This is a genomic window from Novosphingobium sp. (assembly GCF_036820275.1).
Classification (GTDB): Bacteria; Pseudomonadota; Alphaproteobacteria; order Sphingomonadales; family Sphingomonadaceae; genus Novosphingobium.
On the sequence record NZ_DAISLT010000017.1, the window covers coordinates 86,545 to 108,156 of the forward strand.

Below are 21,612 nucleotides of genomic sequence, written 5' to 3' on the forward strand. Positions count from 1 at the left end.
CCTCATCGACGTACATCGCTCCAGTATCAATGTATCAACCGGAGGGGGCAGTACCAATGCAATTCGATAACATTGACTTCGTCATTATCGGAGCGGCAAAATCGGCAACCACGTGGCTTCAGACGCAGCTGCAGTCGGATCCGGCGGTTTACATGCCTGATCCGGAGTTGCACTATTTCTCCAGAGAGTACGACCGAGGAGAAGAGTGGTATCTGTCGCAATTCAGCGACGAGGGAGCGGGCCGAATCGTCGGCGAGAAATCGAATTCCTACCTTTACATGCCCGAAGCACCGGCCCGCCTCCACCGACACCTGCCTCATGTGAAACTGATTGTGCAGCTACGCAATCCGGTGGAACGCGCCTATTCCAACTACTGCATGCTTTTCAGGCGTGGCGAAGTCGGGGTGGACATAGGGAACTACCTCGATCCCTCGCTGGGTGAGAATTTGCGGTTTCTGGTTGGGGGCAATTTCGCTTCGCACTTGCAATCCTATGTCGACATTTTCGGACGTGAGGCACTTCTCATTCTTCTCTTCGAGGGTGTGCTGGATGACCCGGAAACGCAGATGTCACGCGTCCGGACCCATCTCGGCTTGCCGCCGCGGCGTCTGGCACCAAGCGGGCAAAATAAAGTGAAAGACAGGACGGTCCCGGTCGTACCCGCCGGATTGCGAAAGCGTCTGGCCTGGATGAAACCAATCGCCCGTCCGTTACGAGGTACCGCCGCTTTTCAAGCCGTTCGCAATTTGGTTGCGCGCGAGACCCGATACCCGCCATTAACAGATGATCTTCGAAATCGCCTCAATGATTACTATAGACCATCAATTGAATTATTAGAGAACATGAGCGGCCATTCACTCAGTCACTGGTACGGACCGGTAGGCCGGGCACAGCAGGAAATGGCTGACGCAGACGGGTTTGCGCGGATCAATTATCTAGGGGAAGGTGCGGCTATATGAAAACATTCATCATTACGGGAATACAGATGAGAAACAAAGGCGCGCAGGCCATGTTTCTTTCCCTGAGCTATTCCTTGAAATCGATTTACGGTGAATGCGAGGTAATCGGTTTCTCAGATAAATACGACGACCCAGAGCAATATACATTCACATTGCTGCCGTACGACGATTTTACGCGTCCAATGTTGAAATACGATTTGTGCAGGGTGCCATTTCTAGTAAAGATATTATCTAGTATTGTTGGACGTCTGCGAAAAAGCGATAAATGGCGTGATAAGATTACAGAAATGAGGAATGCTCTGCAAAGAGCGGATGCTATCTTTGATGCGAGTGGTTACACGTTAGGCTCCGGGTGGCCTAAGCAAAGCGGAAGAATGCTATTAGATACAATTAAAATCGCTCGGCGCTTCAAGAAAAAGATAATTCTTATGCCGCAAAGCTTCGGACCATTCGATTGGGGTGATAAAGATGACTCTAACTTCATCGACGAGATCAAGAAAGAACTGACTTATCCTTTGCGGATATATGCTCGCGAGCGCGAGGGGTATGAATGTCTTACCTCTATCGGTCTTCGTAACGTTCAATTATCAGCAGACATGGTGATTAGGGAAAAGATTTTTCCTAGTGTCGGCCAAGTCTGTTCTGACTATAGGGATGAGAGAGGAAATTATCCTACCCAAAATTCTGTTGGCTTCATTATAAATAAAAACATATTTAGATTTGGTGATCCGTCCTCGATTATCGATTTGTATGCAAAAATGCTTCAGAAATTACTGGACAACGGCGAGAAGGTTTACGTTCTAAACACATCGACGGCGGATACGGATCTGGTCGAAAAAATACTTTCCAAGGTAAAAATAGGGCCAAAGGCGCACGTAATTTCCGGAGAATTTTCAAGCCCGGAACTGATAGAAATTATCGCACGATTTAAATATGTCGTCGCGTCACGCTATCACTCGGTGGTCTTCGCTTACAGAAGCGGTGTCCCTGCAGTCGTACTGGGGTGGGCCAGTAAATATTCTGACCTTACGGCACTCTTTCAACAGCAGGATTACGTCTTCGATATCAGAGATTCGGATACCGTGAGAATCTTGGAAGGAGTGGATAAAATGAGGATGAATTATGAGGATGAAGCAAAGCGCATAAAAAGAAATCTGGAAAATGTCCAAGCTACATCTGTAGTGGAGCAGGCGGTACGCGTCTTAGATGAGCCAGGCCTATCAGCAGGCGTTGCGCATTACCAAATCGCATCCCCGCGCGGGAATGGGCAAGCTAAGCTCAGGACTCATTGATCGATCCAGAATATGAGGGTTGCCGCGATGCAGATGGCGGACATGAAGGTGTGCGCGCATCGATCGTAGCGAGTGTGGATACGGCGCCAGTCCTAGAGCCTGCCGAACATGTTTTCGATCTTGTTGCGCTGGCGATAGAGCATGGCATCGTGCGGGATAAGAACCTTTCGGTTTTTCTTTGACGGGATGCAGGCCGCGATGTTGCGTTCGGTGAGCGCCTTGCGAAACCAGTCGGCATCATCGCCTCGATCACCAAGCAGGGCTTTGGCATGGGGCAAAGTATCGAGCATCAAGGCGGCTCCCTTGTCCGCTAAACTATTCTTTCTGTTTCAAAGCGGACCGAGCACAATGTCCCACGACAAGTCGTTCAGGTTCACCCGAACCCCGGTGAACTGAGCGCAGCTATCAGGAGGCTGAGTTGAGGTGGTCTGCGGCCGCTTTGTCGGCGGAGCAGGGCAGGGCAGGGGCGCTACCGGCAGGTCACGACCCTTATCGGCCGCTCAACCGCCAATTTCCGATGCCCAGGTGCAGACGGTCCGGTTCCCGCGGCTGTCGACCAACATGTGACATTCCACCGCGCCGCTGGGAGTGTAGGCTTATGGCCAGCGGCGGTAATCTGGACCGTTTAGCCTGCTGTTAAAGAGTTCTTGAGGCATTGGTTGCTTTCGAGAGGTGCGGCTAAGCATCACCATAATCCTTACGTTATCTCCTCTCTGCCCCTTGTGGGCCCACCTGATTTATAATGTGGATGCATGGGCCATAATATGGGATAGGTCAAAAAAATATCGAGAGAGGTGGCGAGGAGGCATGGGGAGATATCGGCATCTTGCACTGATAATTTGTGCACTCGTCAGTGATCCAGGTCATGCAGCGCAAGTGCTATCGCCAAATCCATCGAGTTTATGGGAACGGTTCGAACATCCTGCCGATGATGCCCGGCCGATGGTACGGTGGTGGTGGTTCGGGCCATCCGTGGAGCCTGCAGAGCTGGACCGGGAAATCGCCGCCATGCGAGCCGGTGGCTTCGGGGGCGTGGAGATCCAACCGACCTATCCGCTGTCTCCCGATGATGCCGCCGCAGGGATCCGCAATATCCCTTATCTTTCTCAAGATTTCCTGAAGCTACTTGGGGCGGCATCGCGAAGCCTTGCCGCGGCGGGGCTGCGAATGGATGTTACTCTGGGTAGCGGGTGGCCATTCGGCGGTCCCCACATTCCGATAGACCAGGCGGCTGCCGAATTACGCATGGTTCGCAGCACGCTTGCTCCGGGAAGGCGCGGCATCGATGTACCGGCGCTTGGGCCGGGCGAACGGTTGCTGACGGTATACGTGGATGGCAAGCGCGTTGCGGGGGCCGAAGCAATTGCCGCCACCGAGCAGACACGCCAACTGACGTTTTTCATAGCGGGAAGAACGGGTCAGCAAGTCAAGCGACCGGCAATGGGGGCAGAAGGCTTCGTCCTCGATCATGTGAGCACGGGGGCAGTGTCCAACCATCTGCAGAACGTGGGGAGTCGCCTGACCACCGCGTTCGATGGAGGGCCGCCGCCATATGCATTTTTCTCAGATAGCCTCGAAGCCTACGGTTCGAGCTGGACGAGCGATTTGCCGGAAGTGTTCCGGGAGAAGCGCGGATACGATTTGCTGGATCATCTGCCGGCCTTGTTCGATGAGCGGCCTGAGAGTGCCGCGGTCCGCTACGACTGGGCGCGAACCTTGTCCGAAATGGTCGACGAGAGGTATCTGCGTCCCATCACGAAATGGGCCAGGGAGCACGGGACGCGCTTTCGAGCGCAAGTCTATGGATTCCCCCCGCCGACCTTGTCCAGCAACGCGCTGGTCGATCTGCCGGAGGGAGAAGGTGCGGACTGGCGCAGTTTCACCTCGACGCGATGGGCAAGTTCCGGCGCTCATCTCTATGACAAGCCGGTGGTCTCGGCGGAAACCTGGACTTGGCTGCATTCCCCATCCTGGGCCGCCACGCCGCTCGATATGAAGATCGAAGCGGATCGGCACTTCCTGCAAGGCGTAAACCAGATCGTCGGACATGGCTGGCCGTACTCGCCCCCAGGGATCGAGGAGCCGGGCTGGGCTTTCTATGCGGCGGCAGCCCTCAACGATCATAATCCCTGGTACGAAGCGATGCCTTCAGTCACGCGTTATCTCCAGCGGATCAGCGCCTTGCTGCGGGAAGGTGAACCGGACAATAGCGTCGCAATCTATCTGCCGATCGAAGATGCCATGGCGGACATGAGGCCGGCCAAGGCGTCCGTGAACGAGGAAATGCAGGCGCGCCTGAAGCCGGATACCGTCGGGCAGGTAGTCGATGCCGGTTATGGTTTCGACTTCATTGATGCCGCCGCTGTACGCGCCGGCAAGCTGCGCCATCGCGTGCTCTTGCTGCCGGGCGTGACCCGGATCGACCCTGAGGCCTACCGCGTTATCGAGGCTTGGGCTGCGAGGGGAGGTAAGGTCATTGCCACCGGCACGCGGCCCTCGATAGGCGGCGGACTTCTGGACGCTTCGCAAGCCACTCTATCGGTACAGCGGACTTCACGCCGGCTTTTCCGCTCCGGGCCGAAGCAGGCCCTTTTGGTCACACCGGAAGACCTCTCATCGGCACTCCGCAGCTTGGAGCAACCGGATCTCGCGTTTCTGCAGCTGGCGCCGGACTTGGGCTTCGTCCATCGCAGACTGGGCGGCACGCATATCTACTTTCTGGTCAATACGGGGGCCAGCGCGCTGAACACACGTGTTCGTATTGCTGGCGCTAACGGCGATGCCGAATGGTGGGACCCCATGACAGGCGAGCGGGAAGGAGCCGGGGGAGGGAGCGGAGAGATCAGCGTAAGGCTGGCGCCTTATCAAAGCCGCTTCCTCGTGGCAGGAAGTGGTAGAGCAGGTCAGCCGTCGGTGCAGCAGGCTGACGAGGTGACGCAGTCTTCCCTGGATCTTTCGGAAGGTTGGATCGGGCAAGCGAAAGGGCGGACCGATGAACCGCCTGCTCCGGGTCGCGACTGGACCACGGATCCGGCTTTCACCCACTACTCCGGATCGGTAAGATATACCCGGACCCTGAACCTGGTTCAGGCACCTGCCGAAACGGAAAGGCTGCTGCTGGACTTCGGCAAGGATCGGCCTGCCCCTGTACCGTCGTTCGATCCCAATCGTCCTCGGGCTGAACTGGACGCGCCGGTGCGCGATGCGGTGATGGTGCGGATCAATGGGCAGAAAGCCGGAGCTGTCTGGGCACCGCCTTGGCGCCTCGACATAAGCCCATGGCTGCACAAGGGCGAAAACCGGATCGAACTGATCGTCGTGAACAGTGCTCTCAATGCCTTGGCAGCGAAAGGCCCAGTTGATTTCCGGTTGCTTTCGATGCGCTTTGGCGAACGCTTCAGGAACCAGGACCAGCAACTGGTCAAGGCGCGTCCGTCGGGTCTGCTTGCCCCGCTCAGGCTCGTGACCATGGTTCGAAATTGAGGAGGAAATGATGGCCCTTGATCGCAGGATGATCGTGCAGGCAGCGCTGTTGCTGCCGATCCTTCCCAGCCGTGCCTTTGCCCGTGGCCGCAAGCCGTATCGCACCTATCATGTCCAGGCTCCTTTTCCGATGCCCGTCATCCGGGTGCCGGACTTTACCGATGCCGCCCAATTTTCCATCGTAGCCCACGGCGCCGTCGCAGATGACCAGGGCAAGACGAGTGCTGCCATCGGAGCGGCGATACGGGCTGCGCATGATGCAGGAGGGGGCCGGGTGCTCGTTCCCGCCGGCATCTGGCGCACGGGTCCTGTTCACTTGAGGAGCAACGTCGAACTTCATCTGGAAGACGGCGCAACGCTGCTGTTCTCCCCTGACCCCAGGGATTATCTGCCACCGGTGCCCACAAGCTGGGAAGGCATCGAATGCCTCAATTACTCGCCGCTGATCTATGCCCATGAGTGTGACAATGTTGCAATTACCGGCTCGGGGCGGCTCGAGGCCCAGCTCGACGTCTGGCGCGAATGGTACCTCAGGCCCAAGGCGCATATGGATGGGCTCGTCGAGCTGTATCAGTTGGCGCGTGCCGGCAAACCGACCGAGCAGCGCGACATGACCAAAGGCGCTGCCAACCTCAGGCCGCACTTCATCCAGTTCAACCGTTGCCGACATGTACTGGTCGAAGGAGTTTCGATCCAGAATAGCCCGTTCTGGACGATCCATCCCTATCTCTGCCGGGATGTGGTAATCCGTCAGGTGCGGATCAGCGCGCATGGCCATAACAACGACGGCGTTGATCCGGAGATGAGCCAGGGCGTCCTCATCGAAAACTGCGTTTTCGACCAGGGCGACGATGCCGTTTCAGTGAAGTCGGGCCGCGAGGACGACGCTTGGCGGCTGGCCACCCCCTCACGCAACATCGTGATGCGCGATTGCCTGGTAAAGAACGGACACCAGCTAATGGCCATCGGTAGCGAGATTTCCGGCGGGGTCGAAAACGTCTTTGTTGACCGATGCCGGGTCGAGCAGGTGTCTGGCGCGAAGAGCGCTCTCAACAACCTCTTGTTCGTCAAGACGAACGAGCGACGCGGGGGCTTCGTGCGGAACATTCACCTCACGAACATCACTTCCACCGCGGTTGCCGGCGGAGTGCTCAGCGTTGATACCGACGTGCTGTATCAGTGGCGGACCTTGGTGCCGACCTACCAGCGCAAGCTGACGCCGATAGATGGCCTGCACATACGCAATGTGGTCGTGACGGCAGGGCAGTTTCGAACGAGACTAAAAGGAGAGGCGTCTCTGCCGGTAAGGGATGTGACCTTGCAGAATGTTCGCGTTGGCCGCCTTTCTGGCCAAGCGGTGGAAACGGTGAACGTAACGGGATACCTGGATAAATAGCGCTGTGAGTAGCCCCTGGATTTCTGGACGCCTTCTATCCAAATTTTGAGGACAGGAGACGACGATGGGGAAGCCTGATTTCAGCGATGAGTTCAAGCGTGATGCGGTGGCGCAGATCACCGATGTGGCGCTGCACATGGCGATATGGCGGCGGAAGCCGAAACAACGGGTGCTTGATCCATTCGGATCAGGGCTCGCAGTTCACTGTTGGCTGACGTAAAGCGGATTGGAGTAAAACCAGAGATCCTGCCAAGGGTCCTCCCCTACCACGTCCATCCCCGGCTCGGCCTGGCTAGTGTTCGTGCCGCGTACGCGGAGATAGCTCGGCCCGTTCGGTGCTTTCATCCGGTGCGTGATCACCAGAGCGTCGCCTTCGGTACGCCAGTCACGCGAAGTGAAGCGGTGGACGACCCGGGTCGTGGCGTTGCTGTCGCCGGAACCGCTCGAAGCGCTGCCGGCGATCAGGTCGACGTGGTGGACTTTTGGCAGGCGCCCCGAAGCGTTGGCGCTGCGGGCAGGGCGGAAGCGGATGGTGACGTTCATCTCCTCGCCCGGGCGAAGCGCCAGCGTGCCGCCCATCCCCGCCGCGCGTTCCGGCGCCTGGCTTGCGGCTGCTGACAATTCTAGCCGATCTATGATATCTCCCGTGGTCACGAAAACGCGGCCCTTGTGCAGTCCGTCGAGGATGTCGTCGGCGTCTTTCGCCGCAAAGACCCAGGTCTTGGAGTATTCCCCAGGCCAGAAATCGGCACCGCCCTCGCGCCAGTTGCCGTGGGAATCGGATGTGGCGGTGATCGTCCAGTGCAGGCCCTTGCCCAGCAGCGCGTCCCATGCGCCGCCCAAGCGAGCGACCATCTGGTCGAATCCGCCCATCGTCGGAAACCCTCCGTAGAGCCCTCGAGAGCCATGGGCCTTGTCTCTGCCGGCGCTGGGCATGGCAGCCTGGTGGCCCGGGGCGCCTTCCATGCCGATCACCACGTTCGGTGCGGCATGCTTCCACGCCAGAAACTCGGCCGGTGCATGGAGGCCCCACTCGCCAAATCCGGTCGCGGTGCGAGACGGATGGTTGGCGATCAGGACCGGAGGGTGCGGCAGGTCAGCCATGTATCGGAGCGCATCGATCATTCGCGCCTTGGTGTTGCGCGTGGAATCGGCCGGAAAGGCCTCTCGTTTGCCGAAGCGGGCTTCGATCTCGCGCAGGGTCTCGCGCTCTTCGGCAGTGGTCGGCAGGATGAGGCTGGCATGTTCTCCCCCGGGGACGTCGAACTCCATGCCATAGAATAAGACCATGCCTTCAAACGCCCGCCGAGCCGCCACGACATCCGGCCAGGCGCGATCATGGTTCAGTGCCGAATGATGCGGGCCGCCGTGATCGGTGGACACCATCCAGTCCAGACCGAAGCTCTTGCCCATCCGCACGTTCTGGAGGACCGTATGTGCGGAATCGCCGCCGATGATCGGTTCGGGAACGCGGTCGGGATCTGCGGGGTTCGCTTCGTAGCGCGCGCTGTAGATGCTGTGGACGTGGTGATCGCCCGCCAGCCAGCTACGCTGCGACGCGTCTTGCGCCATGCCCGGCGAGGCCTGGGCAAGCGCAAGCGCAGCGGCAAGGGTCTTGCGGGAGAGAGACATCGATTTCGCGACCTTGTGAAAAGTGCCCATCGCAGAAGCCGAGGCAGCTTCTGCGATGGGCGAAGGATGTCGATCAGAATTTGGCGCGCACGCCGAAATTGACGGTGCGCCCGAACGTATGGATTTCGCTGACTTCGCTTTCAGTGCCCGCGAAGGACACCTGCCGCTCGTTCAGTACGTTCACGGCCTGCATGAACATTTCGATATTCGGCCTGAGCTTGAAGCTCGCGCCGACATCGACGATGCCGAAACCCTTCTGGTAATACGGTACGACATCCTGGGGGCTCGGCAGCGAAGTCACGTTAGCGCCGGAATCCGTCATGTAGTTGCTGCGATAGGTGTAGCTGACGTTGATCTCGAACGGCCCCGTCTCAAAGAAGGGCGTGATCGAGTAGCTGACGTCGGAAACGCCCTGGATGCCCGCCGACTGGACGCCGACGCCGGCGGTGTCGAGTTCCAGCTTCGAGGTCGCGAAGGTCGCCGTCGCGGTGATACCCAGGCCGAACGGCAGCTTGTTGGTGTAACCGAACTCGATGCCGGAAATCGCCGCGTCACCCACGTTGGTCGGCGTGGCGACGAGGATGTCTACCGGTAGGGTGGAGCCGTCCCTCACGGCGAAGGCAAGCGTGCGCGTCTCGAAATCGGACGCGATGTAGTTGCTGATGTCCTTGTGGAAGGCCGCTACCGTGAAAGCGCCGAACTTGTCGAAGTACCATTCGAACGAGGCGTCGAAGTTCCACGAGGTGTAGGGGCGCAAGTTGGGGTTGCCGCCCGATGCCTGCAGATTCAGCGTGGGATCGGCCAGCGCCGCCGCACCCTCGTTGTAGATGCTGGTCACGGTGACGCTGTTCGTATTGATGGAATTGCGCAGTTCCGACAGCGACGGGCGAGTCATCGTCCGGGCCACGCCCAGGCGCAGCTGCACGTTGTCGGAGAAGCGGAACATCGCGTTGGCGCTGGGCAGGAACTCGGCATAAGTCGCGCGCGTGGTCGCCGGCAGGACCTCGGTGGTCACGCCGCCCGCGCCGTCGGCAACGGGTGCGATCGTCGTGCCGCGAACATCGGTTTCGGTGCGCACATAACGAAGGCCGAAATTGCCCGAGACGGGCACGTCGCCGACATCGGACTCGAAGTCCACACGACCGTAAAGCGCCTGGATCTTCTCGCCGATACGATAGGAGTTCTGGAGGTCCGCGGCGTTCGGCACGAGATCGTCGGCATCGGGGCTGACGCTATCGTACTCGGCGCCGAGCGTGTAGGCCTGATTGAACAGTGACCAGTCGACATTGGTCCAGGGCTGGCGATTCACGATCGACTTGTCGAAGGCGTTGCCCGGAACCGGATACTGGAGGAAGGCATCGGTGCGCGTGAAGCCGTCGCGCAGGGTGGCGATGTTGCGGTCGCGGCGCTGGTAGTCGCGGTAGCGGTCCGACACCTGGCCACCGAACCGGAACTTGGTGAACCGCAGGCCCCCGACACCGAAGTCCAGTGCGCGCGACACGTTCAGTACGAAGCTCTTGTCCTCGTCGATCGAATTGATCGGACGCACCGAGAAGCTTTCGAACGGCATCAGCGAGGGATCGGTGAGGTCGAGGTCGGAATAGAGCGAGGTGATACGCCCCTTACTGGCAACGTCTCCGCTGAAATCAAACGACAAATTGCCGCCGCGACCGTTCGCAGTACGGTATTGTACGCGCTGGATCGGCGTGTCGAGATCGCTGCGCGCACGGGCATAGCTGATGCGCGGCTCGATGTGCCAGTCGCCCAGGTCCAGCTTCGCCGTGGCGTTGAGCTGCAGGTTCTGGTGCGACTGGTCCATGTATTCGCTGTAGTTGCGAATGCGCGCGCCGCGGATGGTGCCTGCGACCAGCCTGCCGTCTTCGACCACGGCTGTCGAGAGGTCCAGCCTCGATAGCTGGCTGGGGATGTAGTAGGTGAGGCGACGTTCGGTCGTCTCGTTGTTGAACTGGGAGAAAAGGCCGTCGATGCCGAATTCGAAATTGGAGGTCGGGCGCCACTGGAGGCCGACGACCGCGCTCAGCCGTTCGCGATCTTCCGTCTCAAGATAAGGCTGCGCATCGCCGGGGACGCGCAGCGTGCCCAGACCCTCCACTTCGGCATCCTGCCAGCCCATGCGCAGTCGGTCGAACTGAACCTTGCGCCGCGAATAGGACAGGCCCGCGAGCAGACCCAGCGTCTGGTCCTGATTTCGCCAACCGGCCGAGATCGTGCCATTGGGGTTTACGGTGTCGGTCCGTTCCTCGTACCCGGCATAGGCATTGGCGGCCAGGAAGCTCTCGCGGTCGAGCGGCTTGATCAGGCGGATGTCTACCGTGGAGCCGATGCCGCTTTCGATCAGGTCGGCAGTGGGGGACTTGATGACGACCACGCTGTCGATCAGCGTGGCGGGCAGCACCTGCAGGCGGAACTGCCGGCCCGACTGGCCGGAATTGCGGATGTTCTCGTTGTAGGCCAGCGGCATGCCGTCGAACGTCACCGCCTGGAAATTGGGGCCAAGGCCACGCACGCTGATGAACTGGCCTTCGCCCGCCTCGCGCACGATGGTGACGCCGGGCACGCGCTGCAGGGCTTCGGCGACGTTGAACGCCGGCAGCTTGCCGATATCTGCGGCGACCACGGCATCGGCGATCGAATCGGCATTGCGCTTCACCCCCAGAGACCGCTCCACACCATCCGAGAACGGCGCGGTTACGACGATCTCGCTGGCCGGGACCGGCTCACCGTTGGGCGTTTGTGCGGCCGCCGCCAACTGAGGGCGGACAATGAGCGCACCCGCACGATTGCGCATGACCGTCAGCGAAGTGCCCGCGATCAGGCGGCGAGCGGCCGTCTCGGCATCGAACTCGCCGGACACGGCAGGCGCCCGCAAGTTGGCGACGGCTTCCCGCGTGAACAGAATGTCCTGGCCGCTTTCACGAGCAAGCTGCTCCAGTGCCCGGTCCATGGGCTGGGCTTCGATGGTCACGCGAACCTGGCGGGTCTGAGCCTGCGCCGATGCCGTCATTCCCGCAGTGCAAAGCGCCAGGGCAAGCGCCGCCGATCGGCAAAGCTGCCGTTTGAAAGAAGTCATGTCCGATATCCCCGTCTGGACGCTCATCGCGAACGCCGCTTATTGCGTCGTCGCTTCGCTTCGGGTTTCCCCCACCCCTCGACCCAAAAAAATTTTCAGCGGGCCGCGACAATCCGGATAGCGTTCGGTTCCAGCGCGACCTTCACAGGCAGCAATTCGGCCAGGGACTGGGCAAAACCCTCAGGATCACCGACCCGGTAGACGCCGCTCAAACGCATGTTCGCGGCGCGGGGATCTGAAACGATCAGCTTGCGGCGTGTGTAACGGTTCATCTCCGCCGCTGCCTGCGCGACGGTTTCGTCACGGAAAGAGAGCCTGCCGCTTTGCCAGGCAAGCAGATCATCGATCTCCGGCTGGTCCAGCCTGTCCTTGCGGCCCAGTTCCACGGCTACCCGGCTACCCGCCACCAGGACCATGTTCGCCTCGGGAGACCGCACCTTCGCACTTCCCTCTATGGCGGTTATTACCACCGTCTCGTCCTCGCGCCGCAAGTCGAGCCGTCCCGCGTTCGCCACGGCGCTGCTGTCTCCTGCCTCGATGACGAAGGGGCGTGTATCTCCGGCGATCTCGATATCGATGCGGCCGGATGTAAGCGACAGCAGCCGCTTGGACGTGTCGGTTGTGAAGCGAACGCGGGTGTTGGTGTCCAGCATGATGCGGGTTGCATCGTCCAGCAGGAACCGCCGTTGTTCACCGACTCCCGTCTGATAGACGCCGGCTTGGGCCTGCTGCCAGCCAAGCCCCAGTCCGCACGTCAAGATCAGGCCGGCGCCTCCCGCGAGGACGGCCCGCCGCGAGTGCGATCGTGGCTGGACGGCAGGCGCCTCACGGGGGTAGTCGCGCAGACCGCCAACCCCGTCCCAGATTCCGGATGCCTTTTCGAAAGCACTGGCGTGTGACGGATCCGAGCGAAGCCATGCATGAAACTCCGCCTCGTCGCCGGCGGATCGATCATCTGCGTGGAGCCGCGCCAGCCAATCCGCCGCCTGCCGGTTCACACTCTCCGGCTTGCTGCGGAAGATCACGTCACCAATTCTCCATCCAATCGGCCAGATGCGTCATTGCGCGAGAAATGTGTTTCTCGACAGCGCTTTGGCTGATGCCGAGCTCTTCGGCGATCTCGCGGTACTTACGGCCGTCCAGGCGATACATCAAGAAGATCTGCCGGGTCCGGGGGCTCAGGCTGTTCACCCCGCCGCGCAGCCGTTCGAGACGTTCGCGCGCAATCAGGATCTCGTCCTGCAACGGATGGGTGTCCGCAACCTCATCGACGTCCGCATCCCAGACGACCGTTTCCCCGGAACGGCACTCGCGGCGATAGAGATCGATGCCCCGGTATGTGGCGACACGGGCCAAGAGTGCGTCGGCGTTGCGCGCCGGAACCTGCGCGCTGGCAACTTTGACCCATGCATCGTGGAGCAAATCCTCGGCATCTTCGCGCCGCGTCATGCGCGCGACCTGATCCCGGAGCCGGGCCCAGCTGAACGCCGATTTCGGCGCGTATTTCAAAGATTTCCCGATTACCATCAGGCGGCGACTTAGAATCTCAGGAATGCTTTTTGATGACAAGCCGGCGTTCTGACCGGGAGAGTGTTGCTACCGACCTTTCGGGTGGATAGTTCGCTGCAGGGATGCCGGGGTTTTCAAGGTGACATTCCGTGCCATCCGGCCAAGGCCTGCCGGAATCCTCACCTGCATCGCGCCTATGACAAGAGCTGCGGGGAAGCGGACACCGACGACGCTCTCTCTGGGTGCTAGCTCACCAATCGACACCGCTCTATGGGCGGCGCTGAACTCTAAGCGGCCTACGCGGACTGACAGGGCGGTGAAGGGAAGGCGGGTTTGTTCGGATCGGTACAGAAAACTGCTCGATCTCCTTCGGCCAGTTTCCGAGCCTCATGGCATCGTAATGCCCATAAGATTCGTGAAGAATTTTTCGAATTGGAATATCATCGAGACCTATAACGAATTTTTCTTCATTTTCAAATATATATGCGGACTGTGTTTACGCCGATCGCTCACCAGCGCTCCACCTCTTCTTCCAGTGTCATTGGGCGACTGTAGGAGATGTCCGCTCGGTCGCGCCGTCCTTTTATATAGGCGCCTGCCTTGAACTGCGGCATTTCGAGAATCGAAGCATCGCCGGAAATCAGCAGCTCCACGGTGCAGCGACGCAAGGCGATGCTCCAGACCCCGCTACGCTTCTCCAGCCGGTCAATATACCGTCCATTGATGAAGCGCACCGTTTTGCCGTCCGGATTGAGCAGGCCGACCAGGACGTAACTCTCCGCATGCGCGGTATCGCCGTCGATCTCGCAGTTGTGTGTGGTGATGTTGTGTAGACAAAGCTGGCATCCGGCGCTGTGAATTCCATTGGCCCATTCGGCATAGTCCGGCCCTCGGTTGACCGCCGATGCTCCGTGCTCGTCAACGCCGTCTGGATGGTACGCGGCTGTAAGCAGGTCCACATCAAAACGGTCATGCCCGCGAGCATGGCTGTGTACGCAGTCCTCAATGGCGCGGCGGTCCATCAGGTAAGCCACGTCACGCGCGATCTGTTCGATATCGGCCATGTCACCTCTTCTCTAGCGGATTACTGCTGAGTGAAATACAAGTGGCTCTACGCCGTGCAGTTCTTCGGCGGTCGGCGGCACCCTGCCGCCATCTGTGAGTCCATACTTGCGCGCGATTCCTGCGCCGACCAGCGTTCTGCCGCTCAGGTCCGCGAGATCGGGATCATTGTAGAGATGCCAAATCACGTCCCCGGTGAACTCCGGCGTCTCGCAGTGTCCTTCTATATGACCGAAGCGAATGGGATCGGAAGCGATCACCGCCTTGAGCCGATCGGTCAGCAGTGCTCCCATCCACACAGAGACGGCCGCGACACTCACGCCAGCATGGCGAAAGTCGGTGGCCATGTCGAAGGCCATCTTATCCATGCCGATCTTGTGTGCGCCATAAGCCGGACCGAGTGAATAATGCGCTGCGCCGGAAGCGGAAGTGAAGACAATCAGACCATGGCCGCGCTCCGCCATCGCCCTGGCGGCATGCCAGCTCGCGACATAGCCGCTGCGAAGCCCGACATCGATCAAGCTCGCCAGTTTGAGCGGCTTTTCCCAGAACTCGCCTGCCTGCGTAAGCTCGTCGTGTATGGCGGCGGCATTGTTTACGAGCAGGTCAATGCGGCCTTCGTCCGTAAGGATGCGGCTGTACAGCCCAGCGACTTGCTCATCGTCGGAATGATCACAAGCGACCGCCACGCCCTTTCCGCCCGCCTCGGTGACCGCGCGGGCCGTGTCGAAGATCGTGCCCGGCAACGCATGATCGCCCGCCTGCTGACTGCGCCCGGTCACATAGACAGTGCAGCCGCGCCTGCCGAGGGCAATCGCAATGCCTCGTCCCGCCCCCCTACTTGCGCCGGTCACCAGTGCGATGGGTGCCTGATCCGTCATGCCTTCTCTCGCTCGAATTTGAACTTGTGTTTAGCGTCACTGAGAATGCATTCAATGACGCCACGCCAGACATCCCCTGCGCGGTAAGTTGAGGGCGCTTCCCGCACGGAGCCGCCCCTGTTTCAGGGTCGTCAAAATGGCCGCTAGAAATCCACGATTGGCGCCTAAGAGCTTCCCTCCCGCATTCGCGCCACTGACCCATTTCGGACATCTAGGCGCCGATCTCCCGCACCCAACTGCTGTTCGTCTGCTTTCTCATGCTCGATGCTCAAGACCGGCCGATCTCGGCATGTCAATTGTGCCCCCCTTTTGGATGCAAGCAGTAAATCGGGGTATCGAAGGCGCGGTCGAGGTGCGTAATCTGGCCGATCCAACGCTTTCGTGAAGAAAAAGCGCAGTGCCGCAACTATGCCGTTCGTAGCTGGAGACGCATGCCCCTTCGCGCTGCTCGAACTGGAAACGGCACAGGTCTTCCGCGTGGAGGTCCACTCTCCATGAAATACGCGTTTGGCGTCACGGGAGCCCCGTGGATCACAATTCCGCCAACGTAGTGCCAAGAAAGCTTCAAAAATCAGCAATTTTGTAACAGACACGCAATAACTCTGCCCCATCGACCCCCGCGAAAAGGAATAGAAACGGGGTCAACAATGCGTTCGATATCAGCGAATTGGCTGGTGATGACGGCCGCCTGCCTGCTGGGTGGAGCAGTGCCGGCACCTGAGGGCTACCTGAAGCTCGACCAGCGCCCGGACCTCACGAAAATCCTGCCCGAACCTCCCGCGCCAGGTTCGGCCCAGGCGGATGCGGATGCGCGTATATTCCGCGAGAGCTGCAGCCTGAAGGGCTCGCCGCGCTGGGAACTGGCGACGCGAGACGTCTCAGGCACGGCTTTCGAACAGTTCGCCTGCGCCCTCGGCGTCCGCCTTCAAGAGGGTGAGGCACCGGCAATCACGCACTTGCTGACACGCGCAGGCGAGGACCGTAGCGTGGTCTCCGACGCCAAGCAGCATTTCCACACCGTGCGCCCGTGGGTGCGCAACGACCTGCCGATCTGCGAGCCGCGCAGCGCGCATTTGGCCGGGAATGGCGACCATCCCTCCGGTCACACCGCCTATGGCCAGCATGTCGCGATGATCCTGGCGGCGATCACGCCCGACCGTGCGACGCAGTTGCTGGCGCGGGGGCGCGAATATGGCGACAGTCGCTGGATCTGTGGTTCGCACAGTCATAGCGCTGTGGAGGCCGGGCGCCTCGCTGGCGCCTCGATCTTCGCTGCCGAGATGAATTCGCCCGAATTCCGGGCCGATCTCGATGCTGCACGTGCCGAAATGGCGGCCCTGCGCGAGAAGTCCCGGTCAGAGCCTACCGGCTGCGCCGGCTGAGCAAGGCCTTTTCCATACCGTTCGTCATCGACCCGACCGGCAATTTGCAGGCGGGCACCATCAATCCTGGGGGTATTTTGCGACATGAAGACTGAATTGAAAGCTCTGCACCGCGCAGCGCCCTTCCTGATCGGGGGCGCCGTGACCGCTCTCGCCGCAGTGCCGGCTTCCGCCCAAACCACGCCGGACCCTGCGGCCGATGAGATCGTCGTCTCCGGATACAGCGGCAGCCTTCAGAAGGCGATTGACATGAAGCGCGACACGATCGGCTTCTCGGACTCGATCATCGCCACGGACATCGCCGACTTTCCCGATCAGAACCTCTCCGAAGCGCTCCAGCGTCTGCCGGGCGTCACCATCGAGCGCGACAAGGGCCTGGGCACCCGCGTCAACGTGCGAGGTCTGCCGAGTGAGTTCACTTTCGTTTCGATCAACAAGCTGGCGACAGCCTCGGGCTCGGGCGGCCGCGACGTGGAATTCGACACGTTCGCGTCCGAACTGATCCAGTCGGTCACCGTGCAGAAGTCCCCCACGGCGGCGGACGAGGAAGGCGGCATCGCCGGTTCCGTCGCCATCCGCACCGCGCGCCCGTTCGATCAGGTGGGCCCGCGGCTCGTCGGTTCGGCGGAAGGGGCGTACAATTCGATCTCGCAGAAGGTCGATCCCAACTTCTCGTTCCTTGCCAGCGATACCTTCGGCGATTTCGGCGTGCTGCTCTCCGTCGCCAAGCAGCAGCGCACGAACCGCACCGATTCCAACTCCGGCATCAACTTCCGCCCGATCTCGCGCTGGACCGACAAGGGCAATGCGCAAACCACGCAGACGCTGAACGTGCTGGAACGTGACGCGGGCATTTCTTTCGACGATCTGAAGAACAAGGACGAGGTCAACCGCGTCGTCTTCATCGACAAGGTCGGCGACCGCATGTACCTCAACGATCAGGATCGCCTAGGCGTTTCGGGTTCACTCCAGTACAAGCCAAGCGAACAGTTCAGCCTCAGCTTCGACGCGTTTCTCGGCTCGTACAAGACGCATGAGGACGAATACGATGCGGCGGGCTATTCGGCCTCCAGCACCTCGGCACTGGATCGCATCTACGACTACGACGCCACCACGCTGGCGGACGATGGCATCGTCGTGATCCGCGACGCCGCCTATACCCGCACCCAGCATGAATTCCTGAGCAAGGAATACATCAACAAGACCGACTATCGCCAGTTCGGAGGCGAAATGAACTGGGATACGGGCAGCTGGCACATCGACCTGCTCGGGGGATATTCGGGCGCCAAGAAGACGCTCGACTATGCCAACCTCAAACATGTGGCTTATGCGCCTTCGCGCACCCGCTATACCGATAGGGGCGGCGAAACGATCCCGAGCGATGCTGCCGGCACGATCGACATGTACAATTCGCCGAATTCGTACTTGTTCGAAGCGTATGAAACCACGCGGGAGAAGATCAAGGACGACAAGTACGCAGCCCAACTCGACGTCAGTCGCAAGTTCGAGATTACCGGGTTCGAGGCCCTGAAGCGCATCAGCTTCGGCGGCCGCTACACCAACAAGACCAATGAGCGCTGGTATGGCGAGGAAAAGCTGCAGAGTCCGACCCGGGGCAGCGTCGAGTGGGTCAACACCCGCAAGCTGTCCGACAGCCCGCTGGAGAACGTCACCGATATCGTCGGCGGCCAGTCCTATCAGGTCCGCGATCTCGACTGGCAGATGATTTCGAACGACTATGCACGCAGCTTCTTCCGCCCGGACGGCTTCGTCACGCCGTTCCAGGACAGCAACTACTACAAGGTTCGTGAGGAGACCTTTGCCGGGTACGGGATGATCGATTTCCGCTTCGATCTAGGACCCGTGCCGCTGTTCGTGAATGCAGGCGCGCGCTACATCAACACAAAGGTGAAGTCCGAAGGCTTCCACCAGATCCAGAACGCGGACGGCTCGACCGGCTACACGCCCGCGCCGATTTCCAGCACGGGCACGTACAGCAAGCTTCTGCCGGCTATCAACCTGCGGGCCGAGATCACCGACAACCTCTTGATCCGCGCGGCTGCCTCGCAAACCCTGATCCGCCCGGCGCTGACCGATCTCGCCTACAAGCGCACGGCCAGCTTCAACAACTTCCGCTTCACTGACGGCAACCCCGGTCTCAAGCCGACTTATGCCGACCAGTGGGAAGTTGGTGCCGAGCAATACCTGGGTAACGGCGGCATCCTTTCCGCCTCGTACTTCTGGAAGAAGATCAAGGGCGTCATCCAGAACCAGATGACCGGCATCGTTCCCGACGTGACCAAGTACAATGCCAACGGCACGATCGATGGCGTCTATGACTTCGAGGTCTATCAGCCGGTCAATGCCGAAGGGTGGTACACCGTCAGCGGCGTCGAACTGGCGGCGGTGATTCCGTTCGGCATGATCACTCCGATGCTGGATGGCTTCGGTATCAACGCTAACTACACCTTCCTCGACAGCTCACTGACGGGGCAGTCCGATCTCGGCATACCGACTTCGCCGATCGGCCTCGCGGACAACGTCTACAACGTCACCGTTTACTACGACAAGGGTCCGATCGGAGCTCGCCTGTCGTTCAACCGCAAGGGGGCGTACGTCGAGGCCGTGCAGAACAACATGTATCCGGTCTACCGCGACGCCTATGGCCAGCTCGACTTCGCAGCCAGCTACCAGTTGACGGACAAGGTCCGTCTGGAAGTACAGGGCCTCAACATCACCAAGGAAGCGACGAAGGGTTACACCATGGACCCCTCTTTCCCCACCATGTACGAAAAGTCGGGAAGCCGCTGGACGATGGGCGTTCGCGTCCAGTTCTGACCGGGTTTCGGATCCGGCATTATGCAAATGGGAAAGGGCGGCTCCGCGTGGCCGCCCTTTTCGTTACGGCCGATATTGTTAGCCGATCGCCATGAACCTGCCATGATCCGCAACAGAATTGTGCTTCACCAACCTGGAAGCAGCCATTTTGAGCGAGCTGTCTGAAGCTCCCCTGGCTTTTCCGAAATCTTGAATTTTTGACAGAGAGCTTTCGTAACGCGTAAAATCCCGATCACGTTTTTATCAGAAATGTGCAAGCGGCTCCATGAAGCGTGAATGAGCACCGCCGCTTTTGCATAGTGATCCGTTGAAACCCGTCTGAAATGATCAACCCCGCATTTCGCGGTCGCTTGCCATCGAAACGACTTTCGCTGTTCTCAAGAGATAATAAGACATGACAATGTCGATGCTGTTCGGATGAGGGTTCTCGCCTACAAGATGAAGCGCATGATCCGGATCTTCTGCGTTCAGCCGCTCATCCAGGGAATCCGGGCCCGATCAGTACATCCTGCTCCGCTGTCAGTCCGTCTTGACGCAGCGTTTTGACGCAGCCTCGGTCGGATGTTGCGACGATGACGCTTATCGCAAGTAAAGACGGGAAAATAGGCCCATTTCATATGCGGAAGGTCAGGTAGGCGGCGGCGTAGAACAAGTCGCGCCCCGGCTTGAACTTCTCGGAAACGTCGCCGTAGATCGTGTAGAAGCCGAGCGTGGTGAAAGGGTTGAGGGCATAGCGCCCGGCTGCGGTTGCCCGCTTTCCGAAGAAGCGGGAATCGGTCTCGTCGGCGCGGCGCAGCACTTGCCCGCCCAGCGAATAGACGCCGTCGTGGATCGAGGTGCGCCACAGCCCTGCCGCCGAAAAGTCGAGCGTCAGTTTGGCCGTCGGCTGAAGCGTCAGCATCGGCTGGAAGATCGTCAGGTTATGCGGTCCCAGGTCGCCGTTGTAAGTGAGCGGCTTCGGGAACAGCGGGCCGTAGGTTCCGGCTTTTCCGTCGCCGGGATTGCGGTCGCCCGAACCCACGTCGATGCGCAGGGCCAGCTTGGGCTTCCAGCCACCCTGCCAGCCGTGAGCGATGGTGCCGGTGACGTAATAGGCATCGATATCGAGGTTCCCGAACGAGCCCCATTGCCGGATGCCTTCGACGTCGACGCTCCAGGCATCGGCCTTCCCGGCATAGCGCAGCGAGAGCGTGCGGCGCCGGTCGCGCGCGGCGGGCGCGGTGGCGAAGGACACGCTGGCACGGTCGGAGGAAACGAACAGCATTTCGGCGCGGCCCGTATGGCTTCCGGCGCCGAAAGTGCGTCCGGCGTGGAGCCCGGTCAGGTCGTAGTCGTGGTTGGTCGCATCGTCGAAGGTGCCCAGCTTTTCCAGCACCGCATGGCCGGTGAGGAAGCCGCCGTCCCACGGGCCCATCGTGCCCATGACGCGCAGCAGGTCCAGCGAGCGGCGGGTATTGGCGCCTTCGCGCATGTCGAACACGGTCTGGTTGCCGATGCCGATTTCCTGTCGACCGAAGCGCGCGGTGATCCGGGCACTGCCGACCGGAACATGCGCTTCGACGAAGGCCTGGTTGAAGTCCAGGCGGCCTTCCTCGATCGGTGCGACCACGGAATCGAGTCCGGTGCTGGTGGCGTGTTCCAGGTCCACGAAGGCGCGCAGCAGGCCTTCGATCTGGAGGTCGCCCCAGACACGGGTGCGCTGCTGGAAGTTGCCGTCGTCATCCTGCGGGCCGCGCCCCCAGCGCTCGCCGATGCGCAACTCGGGCCGCAGGCGCAGCTCTCCGCCGAGCGAGGCATAGGTATTGCCCGCCAGTGGAATGTACTTGATCCGGGTCCAGAGGTTGGCGTCGCGCACGGTGCGGAAACTGGAATAGTCCTCGTCGTGGTTGATCGGTTTGAACGCGGGCTTCGGCGTCTTGGGGCGGTTCGGGCTTTGCGGCGCCGGGATCTCGGTCCCGGTGGGCGCGGCGGTCTGCGTCGTGGCGGGGGCCTCGGCGGGCGCTTGCGCCGATACCGGCGCGGGGGTGTGTGCGGGCACCTGCGCGGTGGCTGCGGTCAGGGCATGCGCCATGATCTGGAACATCGAT

Annotated in this window: 15 protein-coding genes; 7 read left to right on the forward strand and 8 right to left on the reverse strand. The window is 60.3% G+C overall.

Annotation, left to right across the window (positions count from 1 at the left end; translation table 11 throughout):
- The first annotated feature begins 56 nt into the window (after window positions 1–56).
- Entirely contained in the window at window positions 57–959 is a 903-nt protein-coding gene (locus V7066_RS14840; protein WP_334183816.1) for a sulfotransferase family protein, read from the forward strand.
- Entirely contained in the window at window positions 956–2,251 is a 1,296-nt protein-coding gene (locus V7066_RS14845; protein ID WP_334183817.1) for a polysaccharide pyruvyl transferase family protein, read from the forward strand. Before V7066_RS14840 ends, V7066_RS14845 begins: the two co-directional genes overlap by 4 nt.
- Before the next feature lie 92 nt (window positions 2,252–2,343).
- On the opposite strand, the gene V7066_RS14850 is transcribed toward V7066_RS14845, so the two are convergent.
- On the reverse strand, window positions 2,344–2,541 hold the full coding sequence (locus V7066_RS14850; RefSeq protein ID WP_334183818.1) for a hypothetical protein: 198 nt from the start codon (window positions 2,539–2,541) through the stop codon (window positions 2,344–2,346).
- Window positions 2,542–3,223: 682 nt separating this feature from the next.
- Between V7066_RS14850 and V7066_RS14855 the strand changes: the two genes are divergently transcribed.
- The 3 genes from V7066_RS14855 to V7066_RS14865 all read left to right on the forward strand — a co-directional run bounded on the left by V7066_RS14855 (window position 3,224) and on the right by V7066_RS14865 (window position 7,350).
- Complete coding sequence (locus V7066_RS14855) at window positions 3,224–5,734, forward strand: glycosyl hydrolase (protein ID WP_334183819.1); 2,511 nt, start codon at window positions 3,224–3,226, stop codon at window positions 5,732–5,734.
- Window positions 5,735–5,744: 10 nt separating this feature from the next.
- Window positions 5,745–7,130 (forward strand): glycoside hydrolase family 28 protein, encoded by a 1,386-nt coding sequence (locus tag V7066_RS14860; RefSeq protein ID WP_334183820.1) that lies wholly within the window; start codon window positions 5,745–5,747, stop codon window positions 7,128–7,130.
- A 64-nt stretch (window positions 7,131–7,194) separates the two neighbouring features.
- Window positions 7,195–7,350 carry a hypothetical protein gene (locus tag V7066_RS14865; protein WP_334183821.1) on the forward strand — a complete coding sequence of 52 codons (156 nt, stop codon included), beginning with the start codon at window positions 7,195–7,197 and terminating at the stop codon, window positions 7,348–7,350.
- Here the strand turns inward: V7066_RS14865 and V7066_RS14870 are convergent.
- The 6 genes from V7066_RS14870 to V7066_RS14895 all read right to left on the reverse strand — a co-directional run bounded on the left by V7066_RS14870 (window position 7,332) and on the right by V7066_RS14895 (window position 15,305).
- Entirely contained in the window at window positions 7,332–8,762 is a 1,431-nt protein-coding gene (locus tag V7066_RS14870; protein WP_334183822.1) for a phosphoesterase, read from the reverse strand. The two genes, V7066_RS14865 and V7066_RS14870, sit on opposite strands and share 19 nt — an antisense overlap.
- A gap of 73 nt (window positions 8,763–8,835) precedes the next feature.
- Window positions 8,836–11,853 (reverse strand): TonB-dependent receptor, encoded by a 3,018-nt coding sequence (locus V7066_RS14875; protein WP_334183823.1) that lies wholly within the window; start codon window positions 11,851–11,853, stop codon window positions 8,836–8,838.
- Between the two features lie 95 nt (window positions 11,854–11,948).
- Complete coding sequence (locus V7066_RS14880) at window positions 11,949–12,878, reverse strand: FecR family protein (protein WP_334183824.1); 930 nt, start codon at window positions 12,876–12,878, stop codon at window positions 11,949–11,951.
- A 1-nt stretch (window position 12,879) separates the two neighbouring features.
- Entirely contained in the window at window positions 12,880–13,380 is a 501-nt protein-coding gene (locus tag V7066_RS14885; protein ID WP_334183825.1) for an RNA polymerase sigma factor, read from the reverse strand.
- Between the two features lie 491 nt (window positions 13,381–13,871).
- Window positions 13,872–14,426: a nuclear transport factor 2 family protein gene (locus tag V7066_RS14890; protein WP_334183826.1), complete on the reverse strand. Its 555-nt coding sequence runs from the start codon at window positions 14,424–14,426 to the stop codon at window positions 13,872–13,874.
- A gap of 12 nt (window positions 14,427–14,438) precedes the next feature.
- On the reverse strand, window positions 14,439–15,305 hold the full coding sequence (locus V7066_RS14895) for an SDR family NAD(P)-dependent oxidoreductase (RefSeq protein WP_334183827.1): 867 nt from the start codon (window positions 15,303–15,305) through the stop codon (window positions 14,439–14,441).
- Window positions 15,306–15,952: 647 nt separating this feature from the next.
- Between V7066_RS14895 and V7066_RS14900 the strand changes: the two genes are divergently transcribed.
- Together V7066_RS14900 and V7066_RS14905 are read left to right on the forward strand one after the other, a co-directional pair.
- Window positions 15,953–16,687, forward strand: a complete 735-nt coding sequence (locus V7066_RS14900; RefSeq protein ID WP_334183828.1) for an acid phosphatase — start codon at window positions 15,953–15,955, stop codon at window positions 16,685–16,687.
- Between the two features lie 84 nt (window positions 16,688–16,771).
- Window positions 16,772–19,525, forward strand: coding sequence for a TonB-dependent receptor (locus V7066_RS14905; RefSeq protein ID WP_334183829.1), 2,754 nt, complete (start codon window positions 16,772–16,774; stop codon window positions 19,523–19,525).
- A 613-nt stretch (window positions 19,526–20,138) separates the two neighbouring features.
- Here V7066_RS14905 and V7066_RS14910 read toward each other — a convergent pair.
- Window positions 20,139–21,608 (reverse strand): alginate export family protein, encoded by a 1,470-nt coding sequence (locus V7066_RS14910; protein ID WP_334183830.1) that lies wholly within the window; start codon window positions 21,606–21,608, stop codon window positions 20,139–20,141.
- Window positions 21,609–21,612: the final 4 nt, after the last annotated feature.